Genomic DNA, 24,792 nt, shown 5'->3' with positions numbered 1-24,792 from the left:
TTGAGCCCTGGCATAGATAGGATGACGTCAACCGATCCACCCAGTGGAAAGCCCTCCATGTCCGAAGCTGACGCTACCTTGGGATCATCCTGGCGATTTGACAGGCCGGAGGACAATCCTCCCAGCCTGCGCGAGGTGAACTCCACGATCGCGGTGCCACAGTCCGGCGTCTGGTTCCGTCGCCTGTTCGCCTTCATGGGACCGGGCTACATGGTCTCGGTCGGCTATATGGATCCGGGCAACTGGGCCACCGACCTCGCCGGCGGCGCCCAGTTCGGCTACACGCTATTGTTCATCATCATGCTGTCCAACCTGATGGCGATCCTGCTGCAGGCGCTTGCCGCCCGGCTTGGCATCGCCACCGGCCGCGACCTCGCCCAGGCCTGCCGCGCCTATTATCCGCGTCCCGTCAGTTTCGTGCTGTGGATCGCCTGCGAACTCGCCATCATCGCCTGCGACCTCGCCGAGGTGATCGGCACGGCGATCGCGCTGCAGCTTCTGTTCGGCATTCCGCTCATCGGCGGCGCGTTGCTGACGGCGCTCGACGCCTTCATCGTGCTGCTCTTGATGAACAAGGGTTTCCGCTATCTCGAAGCCTTCGTCATCGCGCTTCTGATCATCATCTTCGGCTGTTTCGCCATCCAGATTTTTGCCGCTGCCCCTCCGGTCGGCTCGATCCTGCATTCGATGTTCGTGCCGTCGACGGAGATCGTCACCAATCCGGCGATGCTCTACATCGCCATCGGCATCATCGGGGCCACGGTGATGCCGCACAATCTCTACCTGCACTCCTCGATCGTACAGACACGCGCCTATGAACGGACCGAAAAAGGCAAGCGCGACGCCATTAAATGGGCGACGACGGACTCGACCATCGCGCTCGTCCTGGCGCTGTTCGTCAACGCCTCGATCCTGATCGTCTCGGCGGTGGCCTTCCATGGCACCGGCCATCAGGATGTCGCCGAGATCGGCCAGGCCTTCGAGCTCTTGTCGCCACTGCTCGGCCTCGGCATCGCCTCCATCCTGTTTGCGGTGGCGCTGCTGGCCTCCGGCCTCAACTCGACGGTTACGGCAACGCTTGCCGGCCAGATCGTCATGGAAGGCTTTTTGCGCCTGCGCATTCCGCAATGGGCGCGCCGGCTGCTGACGCGCGGCATCGCCATCGTCCCGGTGGTGGTCGTCACCGCGCTCTATGGCGAAAAGGGCACCGGCCAGTTGCTGGTCTTCAGCCAGGTGGTACTGTCGATGCAGCTGCCCTTCGCGGTCATCCCGCTGGTGCAGTTCGTCTCCGACAAGAAGAAGATGGGCGACCTTGCCATTCCCCGCGGCGTGGCGGCCCTCGCCTGGGTGGTCGCGGCGGTCATCCTGGTGCTCAACTTCAAGCTGCTCTACGACACCGTCTTCGGCGTCGGCTGAGTTTCTTCTTGAGCAGTTCGCCGTTTCGCCGAAACGGCGAACTGCTCTATCTCTTGTTTTGACGCAATTCCGGGCGGAAAGCCGCCTCACACTTTTCCTGGAATTGCTCAAGACGGCGACAAACCGGCGGCTTGCGCTATCTTACCGACCATCATGACAAGTGTCGAAGACGCCAGGAAATTTTACGCGCAGCTGATGGCGGCCAATGCCGGCTCGGCCGATCCGCGCCTCGAAGAGGCGTTCGCCACCGTTCCGCGCGAGGCCTTTCTCGGTCCCGGACCCTGGGCGGTAGTCGCCGGCAGGGCGCTCACCGCCGGCAACGGCAAGATCATGACGCCGAGCGCCGATCCTGTTCACATCTATCAGGACGTGCTGGTGGCGCTCGATGCCGACAAGGGCATCAACAATGGCGAACCCTCCTTGCACGCGATGTGGATCGGCAGGATCGCCCCCAGACCGGACGAGGCCGTCACCCATATCGGCGCCGGCACAGGCTACTACACCGCCTTGCTGGCGCGGCTGGTTGCGCCCGGCCCGGTGACCGCCTTCGAAATGGAGGCCGATCTTGCTGCCAGAGCAACAAAGAATCTCGAAACCTACGGCAATGTAAGCGTCGTCCACGGCGATGCCGTCACCGGCGATCTGCCGCCGTCCGACATCATCTATGTCAATGCCGGTGTCGTCGCACCGCCGGCTGCCTGGCTGAGGGCGCTGAAAGCGGGCGGCCGCATGATCTTTCCCTGGCGCCCGTCCCAGGGCGTCGGCCTGGCCGTAATGGTGACCCGCACCAAACAAGGTTTTGCCTGCGACCCCTTCATGCGCTCGTGGTTCATCCCCTGCGTCGGCGCCTCGGTCGCCGGTTCGGCGGCCAAAATCCCCGACCTCCAGAAGGCCGCGCGCAGCCGTTCGATCTGGCTGACATCAGACAGGGCGCCGGACCGGACCGCCACCGCCATCATCGGCGACGTCTGGTTTTCGTCGCAGGCGCTTGGCGGCGGGCGACGGCGGTAGGTACCCTTGTCGGCCGGCAGCGTTTTTTTGCCAACGCCTGTCGGGCGGCCGCCGGCCTGTCCGTCCTTAGATCGAAATCCGGCCCTGACGGCGCGGATCCTGGAAAAGGAAAATCCAATGCGAAAGATCATCGCTTCCACCTTCGTCAGCCTCGACGGCGTCATGCAGGCGCCAGGCGGCCCGGAAGAAGACCCGGTTGGCGGCTTCGAATTCGGCGGCTGGACGTTCCACTACTTCGACGAGGTGGCGGGGGTGGCCATAGAGGAATTGTTCTCCAAACCCTTCGCCCTGCTGCTCGGCCGCAGAACCTACGACATCTTCGCCGCTTACTGGCCGTATCAGAAAGATGCCATCGGAGATGCCTTCAACCCTGCGACTAAATGTGTGGCGACGCATCGGCCGGATTCGCTCACCTGGGAAAATACGCAATGGCTTGGAGAAGATATCGTCGCGGCGTTGCGCCGCCTCAAGAAGGAAGATGGGCCTGACCTGCTCATCCAGGGTTCGAGCGAGCTGATCCAGACTTTGCTCGCCAACGGGCTGATCGACGAGATCCGGTTGATGATCTTCCCGCTGCTGCTGGGCAAGGGCAAGCGGCTGTTCGATGGTGGTGCGATGCCCGCCGCTTTCAAGCTGGTCAAGTCGCAGGCCACTACCACAGGCGTCATCATGGCGACCTACGAACGCGGGGTGAGGTCAAGGTCGGGTCGTTCGCTACGCAGAAGCCGTCAGAGGCCGAGCTCGAGCGGCGTAAGAACTGGAAGTAACAGGGACAGGCTTGGCACCTTTCCTCTCCCCCGATCGACGGGGGAGAGGAAATGCAAGTTCTGTCAAGCCGCCACAGCCCGCCGTGCCAACCCACCCCGGATATACCGCGCGAACTCCTGCGCTGCCGGCGCCGTGCCGTACTTCGGCAAATGCAGATTGATGGAAAAATTCGGCAGCGGCGGCAGCCCGGCATCAAAAGCCAGGATGTCAAGATCGGCAGGCACGGTGGAGGCCAGCCAGGCGGTGACGGCAAGGTCGGAGCGCACTGTCGCGGTCGTGGCGTCGATGTTGCCGTTCTCGAACACGGTGCGCCATTCCAGCCCGTGCTCGTTCAGCGCCGACAGCACCACCGGGCGGAAGGCGCAGGTGTCGGCGACGATCGACACCGGCAGCGGCCGCTTGGCGCGGGCGACGCCGCCCTTGGCCCCCACCCAGACCAGCCGGTCAATGGCCAGGCACTCACCGGCGGACGGGCCGACCGGTTCCTCGATGACGGCAAGGTCGATGGTGCCGGCTGCAAGAGCCGCGGCAAGATCCGGCGAGGCGGCGCAGAGTAGGGATATCTCGATCTTCGGATAGGTCTCGGCATAGGCTTTCAGCACCGGCGCCAGCAAGGTGCCGACAAGGTCATAGGGAACACCGAGCCGCACCTGGCCGGCGACCTCGGTGCCCGCCATCTCGGCCCAGATCTCGTCATTGAGGCCAAGCAACCGTTTGCCCTTGCCGAACAGCCGCTCGCCGGGCCGCGTCAGCCGCAAGCCACGCCGGTCGCGCTCGAACAGGCTGCAGCCCAGCGCCTCCTCCAGCCTTTTGATCTGCTGGCTGACGGCGCCTTGCGTCAGATGCAGCGCGTTCGCCGCCGCCGTCATGCTGGCCTTGTCGGCGACAGTGACGAAGGTGCGGATCAGCGCTGTGTCGAGGTTACGGATCATGGTTGGCATTATACCTACTAATGCCAACCATCGCAAACATTGCATTTACTGAAGTATGCAGAAGTCTACCGTAGGGCCTTCGATGGAGGACGCCTCATGTTGCAGCCCATCTTTCCGCTCATCCTGTTTGCCTTCGTGGCCACCGTCACGCCGGGAATCGCCACCACCCTGTCGACTGCTTCAGGTGCGCAGTTCGGCTTTCGCCGTTCCGTTCCCCTATTGATCGGCAGCGCTGCCGGCCTCGCCACCGTGACCGCTGCTGCCGCCGCCGGGCTCGCCGGTCTGCTGCTGGCCATGCCGTCGCTGCAACTGGCGATGAAAATCATCGGCTCGCTCTATCTCATCTGGCTGGCAATCAAGATCGGCCGCGCCGGGCCGCCTGATCTCGATGTGGCGATGGCAAAACCCAACAGCTTCTTCGGCGGCGCCGGCATTCAATGGATGAACCCGAAGGGCTGGGCGATGGGACTGGGTGCGGCGGCCTCGTTCGCAGCCCTTGCCGACGGTCCGGGACAACTCGCGCTGCTGCTCGGCTCGACCTTCGGCTTCACCGCAGCCATCTCGCTGTCGATCTGGTGCGTGGCGGGCATGGTGCTGGCACGGCTGCTCAAGACCGAATGGCAATGGCGCGCGCTCAACATCGTGCTGGCGCTGGTGCTGGCTGCGTCGATCATACCGATGTGGCGGGGAGCGTAAACGCAGAGGTCGGCGCCAGTACCGCACCCGGACCTGCGGTCCGACCTCCCCACAAAGGGGAGGTAGGGGAGCGCGCACTTTATCCTCCCCCTTGTGGGGAGGGCCGCGAACGAAGTGAGCGGGGTGGGGGTCCTGGTTCGCGAAGCGAACCAGCTACTCTCAAGCCGCGTAACGCGCCGCCGGCTTGTCGGCGTGCAGGCTGCCGTAGAAGACTTGCCTTGCGCCGAGGAAGGTGTCGAGCTTGGCTGTGTCGGCAAGTGCCGGCACGGTGACGGCTTCGCCCCTGGATAGGCCCACAAGCGCGGCATCGACCATATCGTCGGCGGACATGATGATCTCCTTCGGCAGATTGTGGATATCGCCACCGGCGAGCTCCCAGAAATCGGTGCGGGTCGCGCCCGGCAGCACCGCCTGCACCTTCACATTGGTGCCGGCGACTTCGCGGTGCAGGGCCTCGGTGAAGTTGACGACATAGGCCTTGGTACCGCTGTAGATGCCGCCGAACGAGGTATCATAGGCGAGCACAGAGGCGATGTTGACGATGGCGCCGCGGTTGCGCGCAAGAAGCCCCGGCAGAACGGCGCGGGTCAGGCGGGTCAAGGCGATGACGTTGACCTTGATCATGCGCTCGGCCTCGTCGGCGTCGGCCGTTGCCACCACGGCCTGGCCGCCAATGCCGGCATTGTTGACCAGCAGCGTGACGCTATCGTCGGCTGCGATCGCCTGCTCGACGCGGCGCACATCATTGTCGTCGGCGAGGTCGGCTGATATCACGCTGACCTTGCGCTTGTAGGCATAACGCAGCTTTTCAGCCAGTTCCTGCAGCCGGTCGGCGCGCCGCGCCACCAGCACCAGATCGTAGCCTTGCCCGGCCAGCCGGTCGGCATAGACAGCACCTATGCCGGCCGATGCACCAGTGACGACTGCGGTACCCTTGTTGTCCTGTCCACTCATTGTCCTGTTCCTTTTTCTGCCCGGCGAGACAGGTCGATGACCCTCGTCCCGCCCTGACTTCCAATTAGTGGTATATGCCACCATCCTGGAAGTAGGTATATGCCACTATCTTGTCAACGGAGGCGGCAGAAACTATTTCTGCGACAGGCCGGCAGCGGTTTTGCCGGCAAGGAGTCGTGATGAGCAAGACCGTGCTGCCGGGATTCAGCCTTTGCAACAACGCCACGCTGCGGCGCGCCGCGCGCAAGCTCGGCCGCTTCTATGACGATGTAATCTCGCCTTCGGGTCTGAAGGGCACGCAGTACGGCCTGCTCTACCAGATCCATGTCAGCAATGAGCCGGCGATGGGCACGATAGCCGAAGCGATGGTCATGGATCTCTCGGCGCTCGGCCACACGCTGAAGCCGCTGATCCGCGACGGCTATGTCGACACCTTCGCTGACAAGGACGATCGCCGCGTCAAGCGGGTGCGGCTGACCGACCAAGGCCTGGCCAAGCTCGAGGAGACGACGAAATTGTGGACCATTGCCCAGCAGCGCTTCGAGGCCCTGGTCGGCCCGCAACGAGCGGCAGATCTGCGCGCTATGCTGGATGAAGTCGCGGCGCTGGACTACGACGTGCCCGCGGCCGCCCCTTCAAGCTGAAAGAGCGGCCGCCGGTCCTTTGCAAAGATCTATTCGGCCGGCATGGCGACCGGCCGGGCCGCCCAGCGGCCGGCCAGCACCGCGCCAAGCCCGATCAGCGGGAAGATGGCGGCGACCAAGCCGAGATCGGCCGGCACGCCGTAGCGCAGCACGGCGCCGCCGACCACAGCACCCAGCGCCACGCCGAGATAGAGCGCCGAAGCGTTGAGCGACAGCACGATCGGGGCGGCGTCGGGCGCCAGCTTGATGATGCGGCTGGCCTGCGCCGGCGGAAATGCCCAGCCGACCATGCCCCACGGCACCATCATGGCCATCAATGCCGGCCCGGCGAGATGCTGCGGCAGGAAGGTCGGGATGACCGAGAGCATCACCAGCATGACGGCGCTCAGCGCCAGCGACCAGCCGACGGTGCGCGTCGCACCAAAACGGTCGGCCGCCTGGCCTCCGGCTATGTTGCCGATGACGGCGCCGACACCGAAGGCGAGCAGCATGCCGGGCAGCGCAATCGGGCTGAGGCCGCCGCTCTGGATGGCCAGCGGCGCGATATAGGAAAACACCGAGAAGGCGCCGATCAGGGCAAGAGCGGTGGTCAGCAGGATCGGCATGACGCCGGGGCGCAGCGCCGCAGCCAGGCGCCGCCTGAGCGGCAGCTTGGTGCCGACAATTCCGCGCGGCAGCCGGTACCACAGGATGGCGCCGACCAGCGCGCCGAGCCCGGCAATGGCAAAGAAGGTCCCGCGCCAGCCGGCTATCGTGGCAACCAGCGCGCCGAGCGGTGCACCCAGCGCAACCGCCACCGTGGTTCCGCCGACGACGACTGCAATGGCCCGCGCCCGGTGGTGGTCATCGACCAGCGCCACCGCCGTGCCTTGAGCGGTAGCGGCAAACAGGCCTGACGACAGCGCCATGATGATGCGGGCAATGAGCAGCAGCTCGAAGGACGAGCTCAGCGCCGCCACCACATTGCCGATGACGAAGAACGCCAGCGTCCACAAGATGACGCGGCGCCGGTCCCATTCGCCGGTCAGCGTTGCCAGGATCGGCGTGCCGATGGCGTAAGCCAGCGCGAAGGCGGTGATCAGCGTGCCGGCGAGCGGAATGGAAATGCGGGCGTTGGTGGCGATGTCAGGCAGCAGGCTGGAGATGACGAAGCCTTCGGTCGAGATCGTGAACGATCCGAGCGCAAGCCAAAAGAGGCGCTTGTCCATAGGGCGTGTCCTTAGTTCAAAAGTTATTGAACAATTGGACATAACAGGGCGTGATGTCAATGAAGCCAGGTGAAAATAGCTGAAGCCTGCTGACAGCCCTGTGTCAGGACAGCCATTGGGCCAATCGCGAAGCGGACTGTGCATGCCCGCGAAACATGGACGCGTTGAAATCGCCACCGACTGTGCTTAGTTTCGGGCCATGACTTTGCCGCACCCCAATACAGACCAGATCAGCCTGCCGGTTGTGCTCGGCGTGCTTGGCGACCCGACCCGGCTCGCCATCGTGCGCTATCTCGCCAGCAAGGAAGGCGTGCCGCTGAACTGCAGCCGGTTCCTCGACCTCGGCTCCAAGACCAATCTCAGCTATCACCTGGCCAAACTGCGCGAGGCCGGCGTCACCCGCGCCGAAGTGGCTGGCACCAACCGGATGATCACGCTGCGCCGCGCCGACCTCGACGCCCGCTTCCCCGGCCTGCTCGACAGCGTGATTGCGGCGGCCGGAGATGATCCGGCTCTGCCCATCGTCGGTGGCCACGACATCGAAATGCCGGCCTAACCGGTTTAGAAGTCAAGGTCCTAGCGCTGCCAAAAACCGATATGCGGGGCGAGGAGCTCTTCGTCCATCTCGGGGAAGGGTCCGTGGACCTCGACCGGCTTCTGCCCGGAGCCGAGGACTGTGCGCGACGAGAGGTTCATCGTCGGGTTCTCTGCGTGATTGCCGGTCAGCGCGAGAAGCTTGGTCTCCTCGAAGCCGTAGACCAGCCGGCCGATATTGGCCCAGTACAGCGTTCCCGTGCACATCGCACAGGGCTCGCCGGTTGTGACCAGCGTGCAGGACCAGAGGAATTCCGGCGGATAGGCGTCCGCGGCACGCCGGGAGAGCTCGGTTTCGGCGTGGCGCACGGTGTTGATGTTGCCTTGCCGCATCAGGATGCGATCGTCGGGGCCGACGAGCACGCAGCCGAAAGGATGGTGCCCGTGCGCGGCAGTCTCGCGCGCGACGTCATTGGCGGCGCGAAGGTGGGCAACCATCTGGTCGCGGGTCATCGCCTGTCCTCCCCCGGATGAACTCTGGAGCGGCGTGGACGCTAGCAGATGGAGTGCTTCCGCGATAGGCGGGGCTCCCGGCTGTCTCGAACGATCTCAAGGGCTTGATAATGAAGGCAGGGCTTGATAATGAAGGCAGGGGCTTGATAACGAAGACGGGCCGCAAGCCTCAACGGGCTGCACCAAGGAGCCCGCCGCATGCGCATTGCCGTTCTCGCCGACATCCATGGCAATGTGCTGGCGCTGGATGCCGTGCTCGCCGATCTAGCGCGGCGCGGCGGCGCCGATCTCACCGTCAACCTTGGCGACTGTGTCTCCGGCCCGCTCTGGCCGCGCGAGACGTTCGAGCGGCTCGAAGCGCTCGACCTACCGACGGTGCGCGGCAACCATGACCGCCGCGTCGCGGTCGATCCGGCCGACGATATGATGTGGGCTTCAGACCGCTATGCGCAGGAACGGCTGACATCAGCGCAGCGCGAAGCCCTGCTCGCCCTGCCCTTCACGCTGGAGATTGTTCCCGGCGTGGTCGCTTTCCATGCGCGGCCCGACCATGACGAGAAATACCTGCTCGACGCGATCGTCGATGGCCAACTGGTGCGCGCGCCGCTTGCCGCTATTCAGCGGCGGTTGCAGGCGCTGGACCCGGCCTGCCGCATCGTGCTGTGCGGCCACAGCCACCGCGCGGAACTGGTCCGTATCCCCGGCGGCCCCTTGCTCTTCAATCCCGGCAGCGTCGGCGCCCCCGCCTATGAAGATGACACGCCCCCGGCGCATGTTTCGGAGCAAGGCAGCCCGCATGCGCGCTACGGCATCCTCACCTTGGATGGCGATGGTCCAGACCGTTTCGAGACCATCGCCGTCGACTACGACCACGAAGCGGCGGCGAGACAGGCCGCACAGGCGGGCCGACCGGAATGGGCGCATGCGCTGAGGACCGGCTTCATGCCCAAACCCTCTTGGCAAGGCTCCGCTTGACCGCACGGCTGCGCCCTGCTTCCGCCTCGCGGCACCAAACATCGGACGCATTTTCAGACTTACATGGCCGCGTATCGTCCCTTATAAAACCGCCTTGGCATACGGCAGGACTGCTGCCGCAAGGGTAATCGGCGCACGGCCAATGATGAGGCGCACAATCCGAACCATTTTGCATCGACTGACTGGCGCTCCGCTCCTGCGGGCCCCGTTGCGCATGGGGCTGTTGCTCATCGGCCTGTTGTTGGTGAGCTTGCCGGCCAATGCCGAGGACGCGCCTGCCGACATCGTTTCCATCGTGACCGAGCTCGGCCCAGGCGATCTCCTCAACATCCGCGCCACGCCGTCGCCGGTCGGCAGAACCCAGGCGCGTCTGCCGATCGGCTCGAGCGTCAGGAATTTCGGCTGCAACGAAGTGGACGGCCACCGCTGGTGCAAGGTCGAGGAGATTGACAATCCACTGGTCAAAGGCTGGGCGCCCGCGCGCTATCTTATCCCCGACAATCCGACCGTGGTCGAAGTAGACGCCGTGCCGCCCCAGGTGACCGCCAGCGCTGAAGCCGGCGGCCCGGCGCTCGCGCCCGACATGCCGACGCAGCCGGCCGACGTGGCCGCAACACCCCCAGCAACTGCACCTGCCGCCTCTGCCGCTCCGGCTGCACCCACTCAGGCTCCACCCACCCCGGCTGCACCCGCGCCGGCCCCACTCGACCTGACGGAGCGCCTTGGCGGCACGGATCCGGGCGCGCCGAAGTCCGCCGCCGAGATCGGCAGGACCGCCATGCAGGATGCTTACGGCCTCGCCTTCGCAGCCAATGAAAGCCCGAGGACGGGCGAGATCCCCGCCACGGAGGCTCCGGCGACGGAGGCCACAGGGACGCCGGTACAGGATTCCACCGCGTCTGCGGGAGCAGCGCCGGATGCGGCGTCCGCGCCCGGGGTACCATCCCCGACGCCTCGGCCAGACCAGGCCAAAGCTGCGACCGCTACGCAAACCGTTGCACGGCTGGAACCCCCGCCCGCCCCCGGCGCCACGTCCGACATTCCCTGCGCGCGCTATGTCGGTCAGCCGATGACCCGCTGCACCGTCAACATCGTCCACAATGGCGCCGACAAGGCAGACATCACCGTGACCTGGCCCGATGGCGGCACGCGCGTCATCTCCTTCTCTGCCGGCATGCCGGCCAACTCGGATTCGCCCAGCGAGTTCCGCTTCACAAGGGAAGGCAGCCTCAACATGATCCGGATCGGCGCTGCCGAGCGGTTTGAGATTACGGATCAGCTCGCGCTGGGGGATTAGGTGTCAGGCAGTAGGGATAGGCAATAGACGGCTTAACCTCGCTCCTGCCTAATCCCTGCTGCCTGATCCCTACTGCCTGATCCCTACTGCATAGCCTCATTTTCGGGGTTACATCTCCCAAAACTCTTCCCTATAAGGCCCTCCTAGCCTGATACCAGAATCGCAAGCACAACCGGCCGGGTCTTCCCGTCCCGGTTTTTCGTGCAAGCCGCTCGCCGAACGGAACTCACAACGATGCCAAGACGCACCGACATCAAGTCGATCCTGATCATCGGGGCCGGCCCCATCGTCATCGGCCAGGCCTGCGAGTTCGACTATTCCGGCACACAGGCCTGCAAGGCGCTGAAGGAGGAAGGCTTCCGGGTCATCCTGGTCAATTCCAACCCGGCCACCATAATGACCGACCCGGAACTGGCCGACGCCACCTATATCGAGCCGATCACGCCTGAGGTGGTCGCCAAGATCATCGCCAAGGAACGGCCCGACGCACTGCTGCCGACCATGGGCGGCCAGACCGCGCTCAACACCGCTCTGTCGCTGCGCCGCATGGGCGTGCTCGACCGCTACAATGTCGAGATGATCGGCGCCGACGCCACGGCGATCGACAAGGCTGAGGACCGGGCGCTGTTTCGCGAGGCGATGAAGAAGATCGGCCTGGAAACGCCGAAGTCGATGCTTGCCAATGCCACCGACGTCAAGAACGCCGACCGCAAGACCCATGAGGCCGAGCGCGCCGCCGTCAAGGCCGAGGCGCCTGCCGACCTCGATGCCGCGCTCGACGCGCTGGAAACCCGCTGGAACCTCGGCGAAGGCGACCGCAAGCAGCGCTACATCAGCCATGGCATGGCGATTGCCGCCCAGGCGCTCGACCATGTCGGCCTGCCCGCCATCATCCGCCCGTCCTTCACCATGGGCGGCACAGGCGGCGGCATCGCCTACAACCGCGCCGAATTCTACGACATCGTCCAGTCCGGCCTCGACGCCTCGCCGACCACCGAAGTGCTGATCGAGGAAAGCGTGCTCGGCTGGAAGGAGTATGAGATGGAGGTCGTCCGCGACAAGGCGGACAATTGCATCATCGTCTGCTCGATCGAGAACATCGACCCGATGGGCGTACACACCGGTGACTCGATCACCGTCGCCCCCGCGCTGACCTTGACCGACAAGGAATACCAGATGATGCGCAACGCCTCGATCGCGGTGCTGCGCGAGATCGGCGTCGAGACCGGCGGCTCCAACGTGCAGTTCGCCGTCAACCCGGCCGACGGTCGGCTGGTCGTCATCGAGATGAACCCGCGCGTCTCGCGCAGTTCCGCCTTGGCTTCGAAGGCGACCGGCTTCCCCATCGCCAAGATCGCGGCCAAGCTCGCCGTCGGCTACACGCTGGACGAGCTGGAGAACGACATCACCGGCGGCGCCACGCCCGCCTCCTTCGAGCCAAGCATCGATTACGTCGTCACCAAGATCCCGCGTTTTGCCTTCGAGAAATTCCCCGGCGCCGAGCCGGTGCTGACCACCGCCATGAAGTCGGTCGGCGAAGTCATGGCCATCGGCCGCACCTTCCAGGAATCGCTGCAGAAGGCTTTGCGTGGACTGGAAACCGGCCTTACCGGCCTCGACGAAATCGAGATCCCCGGCCTCGGCCACGGTGCCGTAGCTGCCAACCACGCCGACGACCGCAACGCCATCCGCGCAGCGCTCGGCACGCCGACGCCCGACCGGCTGCGCATGGTGGCGCAGGCGATCCGCATGGGCACCTCGCTGGAAGACGTGCACGCAATGTGCAAGATCGACCCGTGGTTCCTCGAACAGATCGCCGGCATCGTTGCCATGGAAGCCCGCATCCGCGAGCACGGCATTCCGCAAGACGCCGTCAATCTGCGCATGCTGAAGGCGATGGGCTTCTCCGATGCCCGCCTCGCGTCGCTGACGAAGACCGACGCCGAAGTGATTCAAAAGGTTCGCGAAAAGCTCGACGTTCATCCAGTTTATAAGCGCATCGACACCTGCGCCGCCGAGTTCGCCTCGCCCACCGCCTATATGTACTCGACCTATGAAGTGCCCTTCGCCGGCGCGCTGGCCAATGAAGCGCAAGTGTCGTCGCGAAAAAAAGTCGTCATCCTCGGCGGCGGTCCCAATCGCATCGGCCAGGGCATCGAGTTCGACTATTGCTGCTGCCATGCCGCCTTCGCTCTGCGCGACGCCGGCTATGAAGCGATCATGATCAACTGCAACCCCGAGACGGTCTCGACCGACTACGACACCTCCGATCGGCTCTATTTCGAGCCGCTGACGGCCGAGGACGTGCTGGAGATCCTGCGCGCCGAACAGGCCTCGGGCGAACTGGTCGGCGTCATCGTCCAGTTCGGCGGCCAGACGCCGCTGAAGCTGGCCGACGCGCTGGAGAAGGCCGGCATCCCGATCCTCGGCACGTCACCCGACATGATCGATCTCGCCGAAGACCGCGACCGCTTCCAGAAGCTGCTGCACAAGCTCAACCTCAGCCAGCCGAAGAACGGCATCGCCTATTCTGTCGAGCAGGCCCGCCTCGTCGCCGGCGAGCTCGGCTTCCCGCTGGTGGTGCGCCCCTCCTACGTGCTCGGCGGCCGCGCCATGCAGATCATCCATGACGAAAGCATGCTGCAATCCTATCTGCTCGACACCGTGCCCGGCCTGGTGCCGGAGGACATCAAGCAGAAATACCCCAACGACAAGACCGGCCAGATCAACACGCTGCTGGGCAAGAACCCGCTTTTGTTCGACACCTATCTCTCCGGCGCGATCGAGGTCGATGTCGACTGCCTCTGCGACGGCACGTCGACCTTCGTGTCGGGTATTCTCGAACACATCGAGGAGGCCGGCATTCACTCGGGCGATAGCGCCTGCTCGCTGCCGGTGCATTCGCTGCCTTCCGAACTGGTCGACGAGCTGGAGCGCCAGACGGCGGCGCTTGCCCGCGCGCTCAATGTCGGCGGGTTGATGAACGTGCAGTATGCGATCAAGGACGGCACGGTCTATGTGCTGGAGGTCAACCCGCGGGCATCGCGCACCGTGCCATTCGTCGCCAAGACCATCGGCCGGCCCATTGCGAAAATCGCTGCCCGCATCATGGCCGGCGAGAAGCTGGAAGACGCCTTCGCCCATTACGGCGCCATGCCCGATCCGCGCAACCCCGGCCATATCGCCGTCAAGGAAGCCGTCTTCCCCTTCGCCCGCTTCCCCGGCGTCGACATATTGCTGGGCCCAGAAATGCGCTCGACCGGCGAGGTCATGGGCCTCGACCGCGACTTCGCACTCGCCTTCGCCAAAAGCCAGCTCGGCGCCGGCGTCGACCTGCCGCGCTCCGGCACACTGTTCGTCTCGGTGCGCGACGAGGACAAGAAAGGCATATTGCCGGCAGTCAAGCGCCTCGCCGGCCTCGGCTTCAAGGTGCTGGCCACGTCAGGCACGCAGCGCTTCCTCGCCGAAAACGGCGTCGACGCCCAGAAGATCAACAAGGTGCTGGAGGGACGCCCCCACATCGAAGACGCCATCCGCAACCGCCAGGTCCAGATCGTCTTCAACACCACGGACGGCCAGAAGGCGGTGTCGGACTCCAAGTCGCTGCGCCGCGCAACGCTGATGCAGAAGGTGCCGTATTACACGACGCTGTCGGGCGCCGCGGCGGTGGCCGAGGCGATTGCGGCGCTGAAGGCTGGGAGCCTGGAGGTTCGGCCGCTGCAGGAGTATTTTGCTTGACGCAATTGGCGCTCTCACCACATCTTTCGGAGATGGCAAGCAGTTTCCATTTTCTCTATAAGGATTTTGGACAACCGAAATTGACCAGAAAAACACAAAATGATAGCTCCGGCAATTGCTGTGAATGGGTCGCGAAATAACTTCTCAGAAACTCAACTTTATGTAGAATGGTACTTTGGATTTTCCGAAAGTGATATTCTATGGCCACGGACAAAGCCCCTATAACGCCTGCAGTGGACCTCCCAGCGCCACCGACCCAGCTCGATTTATCTGGAATCCAAGAGCTAGCTAGCGCGTCAACTATTCCTCCTACAAAGGAAATTGACATTTCGTTCTTTTCGCATCGATCGCGAAAATCCACTCAGCTGGTTGGTAACAAGAATACAGTAAATCTCCTCAAAGCAAAGAGAGAGTGGCTCAGTTTCGACCTTGTCGATACCGTATATATAACTTCGATAAAAGTTTTTGCGACCGGTTATGAAGAACACCATGAAATGGAGATTAGCTTCGTAGACGGGTCGAACGGTGGCAGAACCGAAGAGTCGAAACGATATGACGGATCATCTTTTAATTTTGAGCCGAATAGATTTGTAAACGGCTTCGGAATTAGGCCGAGTGAACGATTCTGGAAATCGGCAAGCATAACAAGAATCGAAATTAAGGGAGTTGAGCAGAAATACTTTTCCGCGATCGTAAAACTTTTTGACGATATTGCAGGCGAGCGGGAAAAAATCGAAAACTCTCTTAGGGCCTATCTTGAAGAAGCCAAAGTCTCGTTTAACAAAATTGAAGAAAACAGCTTAGAAATCTCCAACCAAAATGACGCGATTGAGGCAGGAGAATCCGAAATCAAAGACCTCAACGCGAAGGTGCAGGAATTAGCCGACACAGCTGACGAGGTTGAAAGACGAATTGCGATTGGTGTTTCGGTTGAGAACGAGCGCAACGAGCGCGTGACGGCGATAGAACTAAACATTGACAAGCTAAATGCCGACAGGAAAGCACTTAGCTCCGAAATATCCAGCAAAGAGGCGATACTTAGGGAGTTAAAGAATAACATAAATTTATTTCCAACCGAAATTGCCGGTTATGTCAAACAAGGAACAAACAACATTAAGCTATATACTGGAATTTGCGCTGTGCCAATTTTAATAATTGGACTAGTAACAGCTAGATTATTTTTAAACTCTGAGCGACTATTGGATTTCTTCCTTCAGAATAATCAAATGGGAATCATCGAGTTCCTGATCTCACGAGCACCGTATGTGATCATATCGGCATCAGTCCTAGCTGTGTGCTATTCAATTCTATATCGTCTAATATCGGAAATTATAAATATCAACCGCAAGAGACAGGACCTCTACAAAATAAGCATCATTGCCACTGACGTCTCTTACGCTTCCCAAGACGAAATGGAATTAACCAATGATGAGCGATATGAACTCCGAACACAGACTAAGATCGAGATGTTAAAGGAGCATCTTAAGCATCATATGAGCGAGGATTATTTATATGCTCCAAGCAAAAGCTACGCGAGTACACTTCTATCGATGCTAGCTAGGCGGGGTAGCAAGGCGGACAACGATGAGACTGATAAGGCGGCCGCATAGAAAATAGCACGGCCGGATTGGAACGCCAGAGACGGCGGCTGCCACCGCTCCTCACGCCACCGCCACACACTCAATCTCGATATCGAACTCCATCGGCCATGACGCCACCGGCACAAAACTGCGCGCCGGCGGGTTGACACTGAAATACCTGGCATAGACCCGGTTGATGGCGTTGTAGAAGCCGGAATTGACGGCGTAGATGCGCACCATCACCACGTTTTCCAGCGAGGTGCCGGCCGCTTCCAGGCAGTGTCTCAGCGCCTTCAGCGACGCCTCGGTCTGTGTCTCGATGTCGCCGCGCACCATCTCGCCGGTCACCATGTCCACCGGCGGCGTCGCCGAGATGAACACGAAGCCGTTGGCCCTCACCGCCGTCGAGCAGGGCAGCCCGAGCGCCCGCACCTTGGCCGACATCACGGGCACTTCGATGACTTCCTTTTTCATGGTGATCTTCCCCTTGTTTGCCAAGCTGGCGCCAAGGCCCCCTCACCCAGCCTCCGCTTCGCTCGGCTGACCTCTCCCCGAGGGGAGAGGCGCCGGTCAGCGCCAGCGCTTCCCTCTTCTCCCCAGTGGGGAGAAGGTGGCCGCGAAGCGGTCGGATGAGGGGGCCTGCGCCACCTTTGATTGTGAGGAGCTTATCCCCCGCCCAGCGAACGCCAGCGCCGAACCATGGTCCAGCCGTCACCCCTGCCCGGGATACGGCATGCCGTCCTTGTGCAGAAACCTGCCATCGGAACTCGGGCTCATCATGTCGATGTCGGAGCAAGTGATGAGATCATCCGGATTGCGCGAGCCGACTTCGAGATAGCGCGCCGTTGTGGACGAGCGGTTGATCATGTGGTGGCCGTTGCCGCTGTTCTTGGCAAAGGCCTTGAGCAGCGTCTCGCCGCCATCCTCGACCAGCACCAGTTCGCCTTCCAGCACATAGACGAGCTCGTCCTCATGGCTGTGCCAGTGGCGCTGGCTGGACCAGCCGCCTGATGGCAATGTCATCAGGTTGACGCCGAAATCGGTGAGGCCGCCGGCATCGCCGAGGCGGTGGCGTGTGCGCTCGGCGCAAGGGGCGTCGAAGGGCGCGGGGTAGCCGGAGCCCTTGCGGACAGGCACGGTGGACAGGTCGATCTTGGGCATGGGAGCTCCATTGGAATTGGTGGCGGCAGTGTATGTCACTGCCGGCGCAGCCACAGAGCCACTTTGCCGCAATGCCTTGCCAACGGCAGGCATCGGCCGTCGCACTCTACGGCGCCCCCCTCTGTCCTGCCGGACATCTCCCCCACAAGCAGGGAGATTGGCTGTCGCCTCAGCCTTCGCCAATTTTCACCGTCGCAAGAAAAGCACGGCGCCGACGCTGCTGATCTCCCCACTCGTGGGGGAGATGTCCGGCAGGACAGAGGGGGGCGCCGTAGAATGCTATTGCTGGCCAGTCACCAGTCCTCAACCCTGATGCGCGGCCGCGAGTTCCTTCACGTGCTTCTCGTGCATCTGCAGCGTCGGCAGCGTCTTCTTGGCGAATTCCTTCATCGCCGGGTCGTCGCCCGAGTTGGCATAGCTGCTGAACAGGGCTACGGCCTCCTTGTGCGCGTCCGTCTGCATCTGGATGTACTTGGCGTCAAAATCCTTGCCGCTTGCGCTCTTCAACTCGTCGAGCATTGCCTGCTCCTTCGGCTGCAGGGCCGGCCCCGCGGCTTTGGTCGAACCGGTGGTCTGGCCCTGGCTCAGCGCCGCCTTGAACTCCTTGCCGGCTTTGGTGTGGTCCTTGACCATCTGCTTGGCGAATTTCTTGACGTCAGCCGCCTTGGATTTCTCCTCGGCGAGCTTGCTCGACTGGATTTCGAATTCGTTGGAGCTAGGCACCGTCTTGACGAAGGTTGGGGTATCGACCTTGCTGGCGGCCATGGCAGGCGCGACCGCAGTCGAGTTGGCCGCAAGGGCGGCAGGGGCACCGGCGAACAAGGCGACGGCGGCAATGGTGAGAAGCGTTTTCATCTGAGTTCTCCGATTTGAAGATTTCCCTCGGCTAATCAAACGCGGCATTGGCGGCAGGGTTGCGTCCGGAGAACTATTCGTCAGCGACCATCTGCCGAAGAGCCGTCCCGAGCCCCTGGCGGACAAACCTCAGGACAGCACGCCTCGCCATATTGCAGCTGTTCGTTCCAGTTCGGCCGACCCTCAGGCGTGAAATCCATAAGGTTCCACAGGATCTCGCAGATGCCGATGGCGCGCTGATCCTAATGGACGGCGCTGCATTGGGAGCCGGTTGCACTTCCCTGTATTGCGTCTGCAGGTTAGATTTCCGGAGCTGGGGAGACACATGCAAGAGGATGAAGAGATCGATCTGCGCTGCCCGCAAGTGGTGGCCGACAATGCCGCCAAGGGGTTGAGGCTGCGAAGAGAATTCGGCCGGGGCGGCACCGAGATCGGCGTGGCGCGGGCGACGGAACTCAAGAACCGCGAAAAGCTGGCGCCATCCACCATCCGCCGCATGGTCAGCTACTTCGCCCGCCACGAGGTCGACAAGCGCGGCAAGAATTACGGCAATGAAGACAATCCATCTGCCGGCCATATCGCTTGGCTGCTGTGGGGCGGCGACGAGGGCCGCGCCTGGGCGATTGAGCTCAAAAGAAGATCGGTAATGCGCCCGATATCTGAGGGCGACCGTAAAACGACTGGCGGGCCCCAAACCCCCGCCTGGGACCCGCCAAGGAGTGGCTGAACACATGCCGGTGCAGCCCCTCCACATCTGCCAGTCGTCGATCCGCCATCGGTCGAAAGGCATGGATGGTGAGTTAGCATCCGGTTGCAGCGGCCAATGTGAAGCAGTTCACAATCCGAAGGATTTCAACAGCGCTCGAGCAATTCCAGGAAAGGTGGGAACCGGTTTTCCCGTGAAAAGCGCGTAGCGTTTTCCCCAGGGAATTGCGGCAAGAAAAAACCCTTACCCTTCCCAGGCGACAGGCATCATTCCCAACCGCTCGTAGAGCCTGAGCGCGGCGGCGTTCTCGACCGTGTTGGTCTTGAGGTCGACATGGGCCGCGCCTCGATCGCGAAAGGCGTTGAAAGCCTGCCACATCAGCGCCTCGCCAATGCCTTTGCCGCGCGCTTCGGGATGGACCGCGAGGTCCTTGACGAAGGCCCTCGTCCAGCACAGCGCTGCCGCCGCCAGCCGTCCCTTGGCGTCGATGACCAGGAAACACAGCGCCGGGTCGAATTCGGCATCGCTGGATATGCGCGGCCACCATTCGTCGAACGGGCCGTCGGTGCCGTCGTCGAACACCTCGCTCAAAAGCGCATGCAAGGGCTGCGCGTCACCATGTTCGAAGCAGCGCATGGTAAAGCCGGCCGGCCAGTGCGGTGCAACGAGCGTCTCGTCGAGGATTTTGCGCAGCCGGATGTCGTTTGGAGCCGGCGGGCGCGGTTCAGGCATCGCGCTCAGGCGTCGGGCTGCAGCCGGCGGCGCTTGCGGTCGACACCGAGGCCGGTGGCCTCGAGCAGGCCTTTGCGCTTGGCGTCGAAATAATAGCCGGTCTGGTAGAGCCAATCGGCCTTCTTGGCGTTGCCACCTGCCACCAGCCAGGCGCCACGCAGATATTTGACCGCGTATTTCAGATTGGTTTCGGCGTCGAACAGGCCCTTGGCCGGCCCGTCATAGCCCATGCCGCGCGCCGTCGCGTGCTTGATCTGCATCAGCCCCCAATGGCCGTTATTGTAAGCCTTGGGATTGTAGGTGCTTTCGCGGTTGACGACGTGGCGCACCAGATCGACCGGCACCTCGTAGAGAGCAGCGTATTTCTGGATCAGCCGGTCGACGTCGCCGCGCATGCCGGTCGCATGCTCTTCTTCCGGGAGACCGAGCGGCGCGGCGGGGAACTGGCCCAGGGAAGCCGGGTTCTGCGGCACGACATAGGCTACCTGCTGCACGCCGGGCATGGCGTTCTGGCCGCCCTTGGCGGTCGCCGGCATGACAAGGCTGGCGGTCGTATATTGCGCCGCGACCGGCTGTCCGGCGTTGGCGGGCGCAGGCGCCTGCCAAGCATTGGCGGCCATCACCGCAGGCACGGCCGGGGCCGTGGGCGTCGCGCCGGCAAAGGCCGCCGTCGCGGCAACCGGCTGCGCTGCGCCATCGAGCGCTGGCGTGGCCGGCGTCGCTTCGGCCGCCTGGACGGGTGTTATGCCCGAGGATTGCGGTAGCACCGAAACCGTATCGGGCAGCGGCAAGGTGAAGCCGGCATCGCTGCCGGCGGCGGTCGCGGTTTCGGTCAGCGCAGGCGTAGCCTTCATTTGCGAGGTCGATTGGCAGCCGCTGAGGGCAGCTGCGCCGACGATCACAGAGATCGCGATAAGGTTGAACTTTGCTGGCAAGCCGCGCGGGTCCGATTTGTCGGTTGTTAAGAAGTCCTTACACCAGCGATTCCTGGTGGGCAATCGGGACCATCTGGTGGTTTTCGGGTGGCGAGAGCCGGGATCAGATGCCATATTGTTCTGCATATGTACCGGTTGGTATCCCGGTTTTCGCCGCTTTGCGGAAAGGAGCGCATCATGGAAACGGCATCTTCGATCACAGCCGGCCACGCAGTGTTAGAAACAGTGATCGGCTTCATGGGCATCGCCTGGAGCGAAAAGGGCCTGATCCGGCTCTGCCTGCCCGAAAGGAGCCGCGAAGCAGTGGAGCGCCGGCTGATGCGGCATGCCGGTGTTGCCGCCAATACCACTGCGAACACTGGGCAGCCGCAATGGGTGGTCGAGCTGATCGCCTCGATCAAGGCGTATGCCACAGGCGAGGACGTCGATTTCTCCGGCGTGCCGGTCGATCTCGACGGCGTCGACGACTTCCGTCTCGCCATCTACGACGCGGCGCGGAAACTGCATTACGGCGAAACCACCACCTATGGCGAACTGGCCAAGCGCGCCGGCCAAGCCGGCCTGCCGCGCGAAACCGGGGCAGCGCTGGGCGCCAACCCGGTGCCGCTGGTCATCCCCTGCCATCGGATTCTAGCCGCGGGCGGCAAGATCGGCGGCTTCTCGGCGCCCGGCGGCTCGGCCACCAAGGAAAAGATGCTGGCCATGGAAGGCGTGCGCGTCGGCCCGCCGCCGGCGGCGCAGGTCTCGTTCGGGTTCTAAGAGCTTGAATGGGTATGCCGGCTGGGTATGTTGAGATTCAGGCCAGGCCGCACCGAGAACTATGGTCTTCGAGAACCGGAGCGGAGCGTACTTAATCTACGTGGGCGCCGGAAGCGCAGAAGACCATCGTTCGCAGGCCGGCCTCACCTGAATATCAATATGCCCTAATGACGGCGCAGGAAGCGGCGATGAAAATGGTCGTTCTCGATCCGCTTGCAGAGATAGACCGGGCAGGATTCGGTGTCGGCGCTCGGCACATAGGCGCGCTTCCTGACCTCGCCGACATTGCAGAATTGCTGGCTCTGCACATAGCGGTCGAAGAGCGGCAGCCCCGGCACGCGCCTGGACTGATAGCGCAGGATGACCGCGCCCTGGCGGGCGATCGTGCCTTGCACCCTGTCGCAGCTCATACGAGTGGGGTCGTAGCGCGAGATCGCCTGCGCCTCGGCGGCCGCCAGCGTCAGGCAGGCGGCAAGCAGAATGGTTTTCACAACCGTTTTCATGACAGTCTCCCAAAACCGGACTAACGCCGTCGGGCGTCCCGGTCTTCCCGATTGCTCGACGCTTTCATGCGATTGGGGCGCCCTTTGGGCGGCGCCACCGCAACGCCATTTTTCGAGCCATCTTGTTTTTGGTGCGAAACCCGCCTATATCAGCTCCATTGATATTTCGGCCGATCGATCCGGGCCTCGCGATCTTCGCGTTTGCTGACGTCTATCTCCAAAATCTCGATACAAACCGGCTGAACCTCGGTTCGGTCAAACCAAAGCAAATGCGAGGACTATTCATATGGCAACTGGTACGGTCAAGTGGTTCAATGCCACCAAGGGCTTCGGCTTCATTCAGCCTGATTCGGGCGGTGCGGACGTTTTCGTTCACATCTCCGCTGTCGAGCGCGCTGGACTGTCGACCCTGGTCGAAGGCCAGAAAATCAACTTCGAGATCGAGCAGGACCGCCGCACAGGCAAGTCGTCCGCTGGTTCTCTGAGCAAGGCAGCCTGATTTTGCGATAGCGCGCGCCGGACGAGAGTTCGGGGCGCGCGGCAAGTCACGGATGTACTGACGGTCGCGCGAGAAGCGCGCTGGAGCGGAAAGACCCGACAAGCTGGATCAGCAGATAGCTGCCGGCCCGGACTTAAAGCTCCGATCAGGCTACCGAAAATGGGAAGGCGGGATTTATCCCGCCTTTTTGTTTGTCTGGAATTGGACGATGGCCATGCTAGTTTCGCCCCATGACCAAGCTCGAACAGATTGAAAGATCCATCGCAGCCCTGAACACCAAAGAACTAAAGGCCTTTACCAAATGGTTCGCAGCGTATCGGGCAGAGGTGTGGGAGATGCAGATCGAGGCGGACGCCAAGGCTGGCCGGCTGGATAAGTTTGCCGAGCAGGCTTTGGCTGAACTTCACGCGGGCCGAGTTCGCCCTCTTTGAATGCGCGCTACGGCCGAAGGCCGCAAGCCCAACCGGGCATCGCGCCCGTTGGCGTCCCGTCCGGAACGAGCCGCGAAGCGGCGGCAAGCGCGAGTACAAATCAGCGCCGCAGATGCAGCGGCACCACCTTGTTGTCGGCGCCAAGCAGCGCCTCGATCGACAGCGGCTCCCGGTTGAAGATCGTGCCGGCCAGCGCCGGGCGGCCGAGATGGAACCCCTGTAGCAGGTCGACGCCGCCATCCAGCGCGACGCGCAGATGCACGGATTGCTCGATGCCTTCGACCAGCACCTTGGCGCCGCGATCGTGCAGCGACGAGACGAGCGGCCGGAAGAAGCGCTCGGCGGCAGCGTGGCGGCAGAATTCGGCGAACCAGCCGCCGTCGATCTTCACAATATCCGGTTGAAGCAGGCTCATCCGCTCCGCGGTCGAGTGGCCGGTGCCGAAATCGTCGATGGCGATGCGGATGCCGTGGCGCCGCATCTCGCGCACCAGCGGGGCCAGCACATTATCGTCGGCCGCCTGTTCGGTGATCTCGCAGACCAGCATGGCGGCATGCAGGTCGAGATCGCCGAGATGCCGCGTCATCAGCCGGATCTCGGCCAGCGCCCGCCCGAGATGATCGTTGATCATCGGGTTGTAATTGAAGAACAGGTCGAGCCCGTCGACGCCGATGTTGCGGAAGTTTTTCAGATGCAGCATCCGGCACATCGTCTCGACAAACAGGCGGTCGCCCGGCGCAACACTGTCGAAGAACATGGCCGGTGCAACCGGCATGGAAGCGCGCTGCGGTTCGATCAGCGCCTCGACGGCAACCGCGGCCAACGCGCCACCGCGTGGCGCAAAGATCGGCTGGTAGGCGCTCTTCAGCCGGAACGCGCCATAGACGCCATATTCGATGCCGACCTCGTCGGCAAAGATCGCTTCGCCGATATCGCGACGCCTCTCGCGCTGCCCGGTCATGGCCCGGTCCTGCGCCCGAACACCCTGCCCGGCCGCGCCGGAGGCGCTGCAGTCGGGCCGGCAGGCGTCTTGCCAGGCTCGGCCGCCGCGACAGACGGCTGCGTATCCTTGCCGAAAGCGCGAAAGCTGGTCGGCGCCAGTTCCGGCTTCGCCAGCACGAAGCCCTGCACCATCGATGCGCCGGATTTCTCGGCCAATTCAAGCTGCCAGCCTTCCTCGATGCCTTCGAACACGGTGCGGATGCCCTGTAGTTCGAAGTTCGTCACCATGGCAGTCAGCAGGGCAAAGCCGGCCCCCGATTCCATGAGTTGCGTGATCCAGTGCGCATCGAATTTGACGATGTCGGGCTTGAGCTCCTTGATGCGGTTGATGTCGGATTCATCGGCGCCGTAATCGTCGACAGCGATGCGAAAGCCATTGGCCCGCAGCGCCTCGACAAAGCTGTAGAGCGTTTCCTGCGACGCCGACTTCTGCTCGGTCACCTCGCACACGATGCGGCGCGGATCGATCCCGGCTTCGTGCAGCACCAGCCGCATGTCGCGCAGCGCGTTATCGGCGATGGAGCGCTCGGTAAACACCGACGGATCGAAATTGACGAAGATCGAAGCCTCTTGCGACAGGCAGGCGCCGGCATTGAGCAAATGCAGCGTGCGCGTCAGCGCCTCGATATGCAGGCGGTCGCCGGCCGGACAGGTGCGGAAGAAGTTCATCGGCGATTGCGGCTCGCCGTCACGAAACGGCCGGATCAGCCCCTCGAATGCTGCGATCGAGAGCTTGCCCTCCTTGAAGGCGAAGATCGGCTGAAAGGCGCTCTGCAGCGTGTAGGGACCCCAGACACCTGAAGCGGTGCCGTCATCGTGACGGATGATGTGGGCAAGCCCGGTGCTGCGCGACAAGGGTCCCTCGCTCCGCGAGACAGGCGAAATGGCTGGCGATCCTGCCGTCAAAGGTTTTAGCGGCCGTTGATGAATTTAGTCTTGCCGG

Annotated in this window: 24 protein-coding genes and 2 pseudogenes; 14 read left to right on the top strand and 12 right to left on the bottom strand. The window is 62.8% G+C overall.

Translation table 11 applies throughout. The features are described 5' to 3' along the window. The first annotated feature begins 57 nt into the window (after positions 1–57). The 3 genes and pseudogenes from NKL06_RS25255 (at position 58) to NKL06_RS25245 (ending at position 3,194) form a co-directional block, all read left to right on the top strand. Complete coding sequence (locus NKL06_RS25255; protein WP_023691522.1) at positions 58–1,416, top strand: Nramp family divalent metal transporter; 1,359 nt, start codon at positions 58–60, stop codon at positions 1,414–1,416. Between the two features lie 153 nt (positions 1,417–1,569). Further along, positions 1,570–2,427 carry a protein-L-isoaspartate O-methyltransferase family protein gene (locus NKL06_RS25250; protein ID WP_023691523.1) on the top strand — a complete coding sequence of 286 codons (858 nt, stop codon included), beginning with the start codon at positions 1,570–1,572 and terminating at the stop codon, positions 2,425–2,427. Positions 2,428–2,544: 117 nt separating this feature from the next. Continuing rightward, a pseudogene (locus NKL06_RS25245) lies at positions 2,545–3,194 on the top strand (dihydrofolate reductase family protein). A 63-nt stretch (positions 3,195–3,257) separates the two neighbouring features. On the opposite strand, the gene NKL06_RS25240 reads toward NKL06_RS25245, so the two are convergent. Next, the gene (locus NKL06_RS25240; RefSeq protein WP_032888145.1) at positions 3,258–4,136 is read right to left on the bottom strand and encodes a LysR family transcriptional regulator; all 879 of its coding nucleotides are present in this window, start codon (positions 4,134–4,136) and stop codon (positions 3,258–3,260) included. Positions 4,137–4,223: 87 nt separating this feature from the next. Between NKL06_RS25240 and NKL06_RS25235 the strand changes: the two genes are divergently transcribed. Then, positions 4,224–4,823 carry a LysE family translocator gene (locus tag NKL06_RS25235; RefSeq protein WP_023683785.1) on the top strand — a complete coding sequence of 200 codons (600 nt, stop codon included), beginning with the start codon at positions 4,224–4,226 and terminating at the stop codon, positions 4,821–4,823. A gap of 159 nt (positions 4,824–4,982) precedes the next feature. On the opposite strand, the gene NKL06_RS25230 is transcribed toward NKL06_RS25235, so the two are convergent. After that, positions 4,983–5,777, bottom strand: coding sequence for an SDR family NAD(P)-dependent oxidoreductase (locus tag NKL06_RS25230; RefSeq protein WP_023683784.1), 795 nt, complete (start codon positions 5,775–5,777; stop codon positions 4,983–4,985). A gap of 179 nt (positions 5,778–5,956) precedes the next feature. On the opposite strand from NKL06_RS25230, the gene NKL06_RS25225 reads away from it, so the two are divergent. Further along, positions 5,957–6,421, top strand: coding sequence for a MarR family winged helix-turn-helix transcriptional regulator (locus NKL06_RS25225; protein ID WP_023691525.1), 465 nt, complete (start codon positions 5,957–5,959; stop codon positions 6,419–6,421). Between the two features lie 29 nt (positions 6,422–6,450). Here the strand turns inward: NKL06_RS25225 and NKL06_RS25220 are convergent, their stop codons facing one another. Further along, positions 6,451–7,629 carry an MFS transporter gene (locus NKL06_RS25220; protein WP_023691526.1) on the bottom strand — a complete coding sequence of 393 codons (1,179 nt, stop codon included), beginning with the start codon at positions 7,627–7,629 and terminating at the stop codon, positions 6,451–6,453. A 199-nt stretch (positions 7,630–7,828) separates the two neighbouring features. Here NKL06_RS25220 and NKL06_RS25215 point away from each other — a divergent pair, with 199 nt between their 5' ends. Further along, the gene (locus NKL06_RS25215) at positions 7,829–8,185 is read left to right on the top strand and encodes an ArsR/SmtB family transcription factor (protein ID WP_023683780.1); all 357 of its coding nucleotides are present in this window, start codon (positions 7,829–7,831) and stop codon (positions 8,183–8,185) included. 20 nt (positions 8,186–8,205) lie between these two features. On the opposite strand, the gene NKL06_RS25210 is transcribed toward NKL06_RS25215, so the two are convergent. Then, positions 8,206–8,676 carry a nucleoside deaminase gene (locus NKL06_RS25210; RefSeq protein ID WP_023691527.1) on the bottom strand — a complete coding sequence of 157 codons (471 nt, stop codon included), beginning with the start codon at positions 8,674–8,676 and terminating at the stop codon, positions 8,206–8,208. Positions 8,677–8,874: 198 nt separating this feature from the next. Here NKL06_RS25210 and NKL06_RS25205 point away from each other — a divergent pair, with 198 nt between their 5' ends. The 4 genes from NKL06_RS25205 (at position 8,875) to NKL06_RS25190 (ending at position 16,296) form a co-directional block, all read left to right on the top strand. Further along, positions 8,875–9,651, top strand: coding sequence for a metallophosphoesterase family protein (locus NKL06_RS25205; RefSeq protein ID WP_023672422.1), 777 nt, complete (start codon positions 8,875–8,877; stop codon positions 9,649–9,651). Positions 9,652–9,865: 214 nt separating this feature from the next. Beyond that, positions 9,866–10,948 (top strand): SH3 domain-containing protein, encoded by a 1,083-nt coding sequence (locus NKL06_RS25200; RefSeq protein WP_245267075.1) that lies wholly within the window; start codon positions 9,866–9,868, stop codon positions 10,946–10,948. Positions 10,949–11,182: 234 nt separating this feature from the next. Next, positions 11,183–14,686 carry a carbamoyl-phosphate synthase large subunit gene (carB, locus tag NKL06_RS25195; protein WP_023691529.1) on the top strand — a complete coding sequence of 1,168 codons (3,504 nt, stop codon included), beginning with the start codon at positions 11,183–11,185 and terminating at the stop codon, positions 14,684–14,686. Between the two features lie 200 nt (positions 14,687–14,886). Continuing rightward, a complete protein-coding gene (locus tag NKL06_RS25190) occupies positions 14,887–16,296 on the top strand; it encodes a hypothetical protein (RefSeq protein WP_023691530.1) in 1,410 nt (469 codons plus the stop codon). 51 nt (positions 16,297–16,347) lie between these two features. Here NKL06_RS25190 and NKL06_RS25185 read toward each other — a convergent pair whose 3' ends face one another. The 3 genes from NKL06_RS25185 to NKL06_RS25175 all read right to left on the bottom strand — a co-directional run bounded on the left by NKL06_RS25185 (position 16,348) and on the right by NKL06_RS25175 (position 18,282). After that, positions 16,348–16,740 (bottom strand): RidA family protein, encoded by a 393-nt coding sequence (locus tag NKL06_RS25185; RefSeq protein ID WP_023691531.1) that lies wholly within the window; start codon positions 16,738–16,740, stop codon positions 16,348–16,350. 237 nt (positions 16,741–16,977) lie between these two features. After that, entirely contained in the window at positions 16,978–17,427 is a 450-nt protein-coding gene (locus NKL06_RS25180; RefSeq protein ID WP_023691532.1) for a cupin domain-containing protein, read from the bottom strand. 303 nt (positions 17,428–17,730) lie between these two features. Continuing rightward, positions 17,731–18,282: a DUF4142 domain-containing protein gene (locus NKL06_RS25175; RefSeq protein WP_023691533.1), complete on the bottom strand. Its 552-nt coding sequence runs from the start codon at positions 18,280–18,282 to the stop codon at positions 17,731–17,733. A 325-nt stretch (positions 18,283–18,607) separates the two neighbouring features. On the opposite strand from NKL06_RS25175, the pseudogene NKL06_RS25170 reads away from it, so the two are divergent. Then, positions 18,608–18,945 (top strand): annotated as a pseudogene (locus NKL06_RS25170) (hypothetical protein). Positions 18,946–19,231: 286 nt separating this feature from the next. On the opposite strand, the gene NKL06_RS25165 reads toward NKL06_RS25170, so the two are convergent. After that, entirely contained in the window at positions 19,232–19,720 is a 489-nt protein-coding gene (locus NKL06_RS25165; protein WP_023691535.1) for a GNAT family N-acetyltransferase, read from the bottom strand. Positions 19,721–19,725: 5 nt separating this feature from the next. Continuing rightward, on the bottom strand, positions 19,726–20,655 hold the full coding sequence (locus tag NKL06_RS25160) for a lytic transglycosylase domain-containing protein (protein WP_023691536.1): 930 nt from the start codon (positions 20,653–20,655) through the stop codon (positions 19,726–19,728). A 177-nt stretch (positions 20,656–20,832) separates the two neighbouring features. Here NKL06_RS25160 and NKL06_RS25155 point away from each other — a divergent pair, with 177 nt between their 5' ends. Then, complete coding sequence (locus NKL06_RS25155; protein WP_023691537.1) at positions 20,833–21,414, top strand: methylated-DNA--[protein]-cysteine S-methyltransferase; 582 nt, start codon at positions 20,833–20,835, stop codon at positions 21,412–21,414. 164 nt (positions 21,415–21,578) lie between these two features. Here the strand turns inward: NKL06_RS25155 and NKL06_RS25150 are convergent, their stop codons facing one another. Next, a complete protein-coding gene (locus tag NKL06_RS25150) occupies positions 21,579–21,905 on the bottom strand; it encodes a hypothetical protein (RefSeq protein ID WP_023689728.1) in 327 nt (108 codons plus the stop codon). Positions 21,906–22,203: 298 nt separating this feature from the next. Here NKL06_RS25150 and NKL06_RS25145 point away from each other — a divergent pair, with 298 nt between their 5' ends. Beyond that, positions 22,204–22,416, top strand: a complete 213-nt coding sequence (locus tag NKL06_RS25145; protein WP_015316174.1) for a cold-shock protein — start codon at positions 22,204–22,206, stop codon at positions 22,414–22,416. A 230-nt stretch (positions 22,417–22,646) separates the two neighbouring features. Continuing rightward, positions 22,647–22,847, top strand: coding sequence for a hypothetical protein (locus tag NKL06_RS25140; protein WP_023689727.1), 201 nt, complete (start codon positions 22,647–22,649; stop codon positions 22,845–22,847). A 100-nt stretch (positions 22,848–22,947) separates the two neighbouring features. Here NKL06_RS25140 and NKL06_RS25135 read toward each other — a convergent pair whose 3' ends face one another. Continuing rightward, a complete protein-coding gene (locus NKL06_RS25135) occupies positions 22,948–23,808 on the bottom strand; it encodes an EAL domain-containing protein (RefSeq protein ID WP_023689726.1) in 861 nt (286 codons plus the stop codon). Beyond that, the gene (locus tag NKL06_RS25130; RefSeq protein ID WP_023691538.1) at positions 23,805–24,704 is read right to left on the bottom strand and encodes an EAL domain-containing protein; all 900 of its coding nucleotides are present in this window, start codon (positions 24,702–24,704) and stop codon (positions 23,805–23,807) included. The genes NKL06_RS25135 and NKL06_RS25130 overlap by 4 nt, the downstream gene beginning before the upstream one ends. Positions 24,705–24,792: the final 88 nt, after the last annotated feature.

The organism is Mesorhizobium sp. C268A, from assembly GCF_040324475.1.
Classification (GTDB): domain Bacteria; phylum Pseudomonadota; class Alphaproteobacteria; order Rhizobiales; family Rhizobiaceae; genus Mesorhizobium.
The sequence above is the reverse complement of the archived record's forward strand: the minus strand, read 5'-3'. Positions and strand labels throughout refer to the sequence as shown.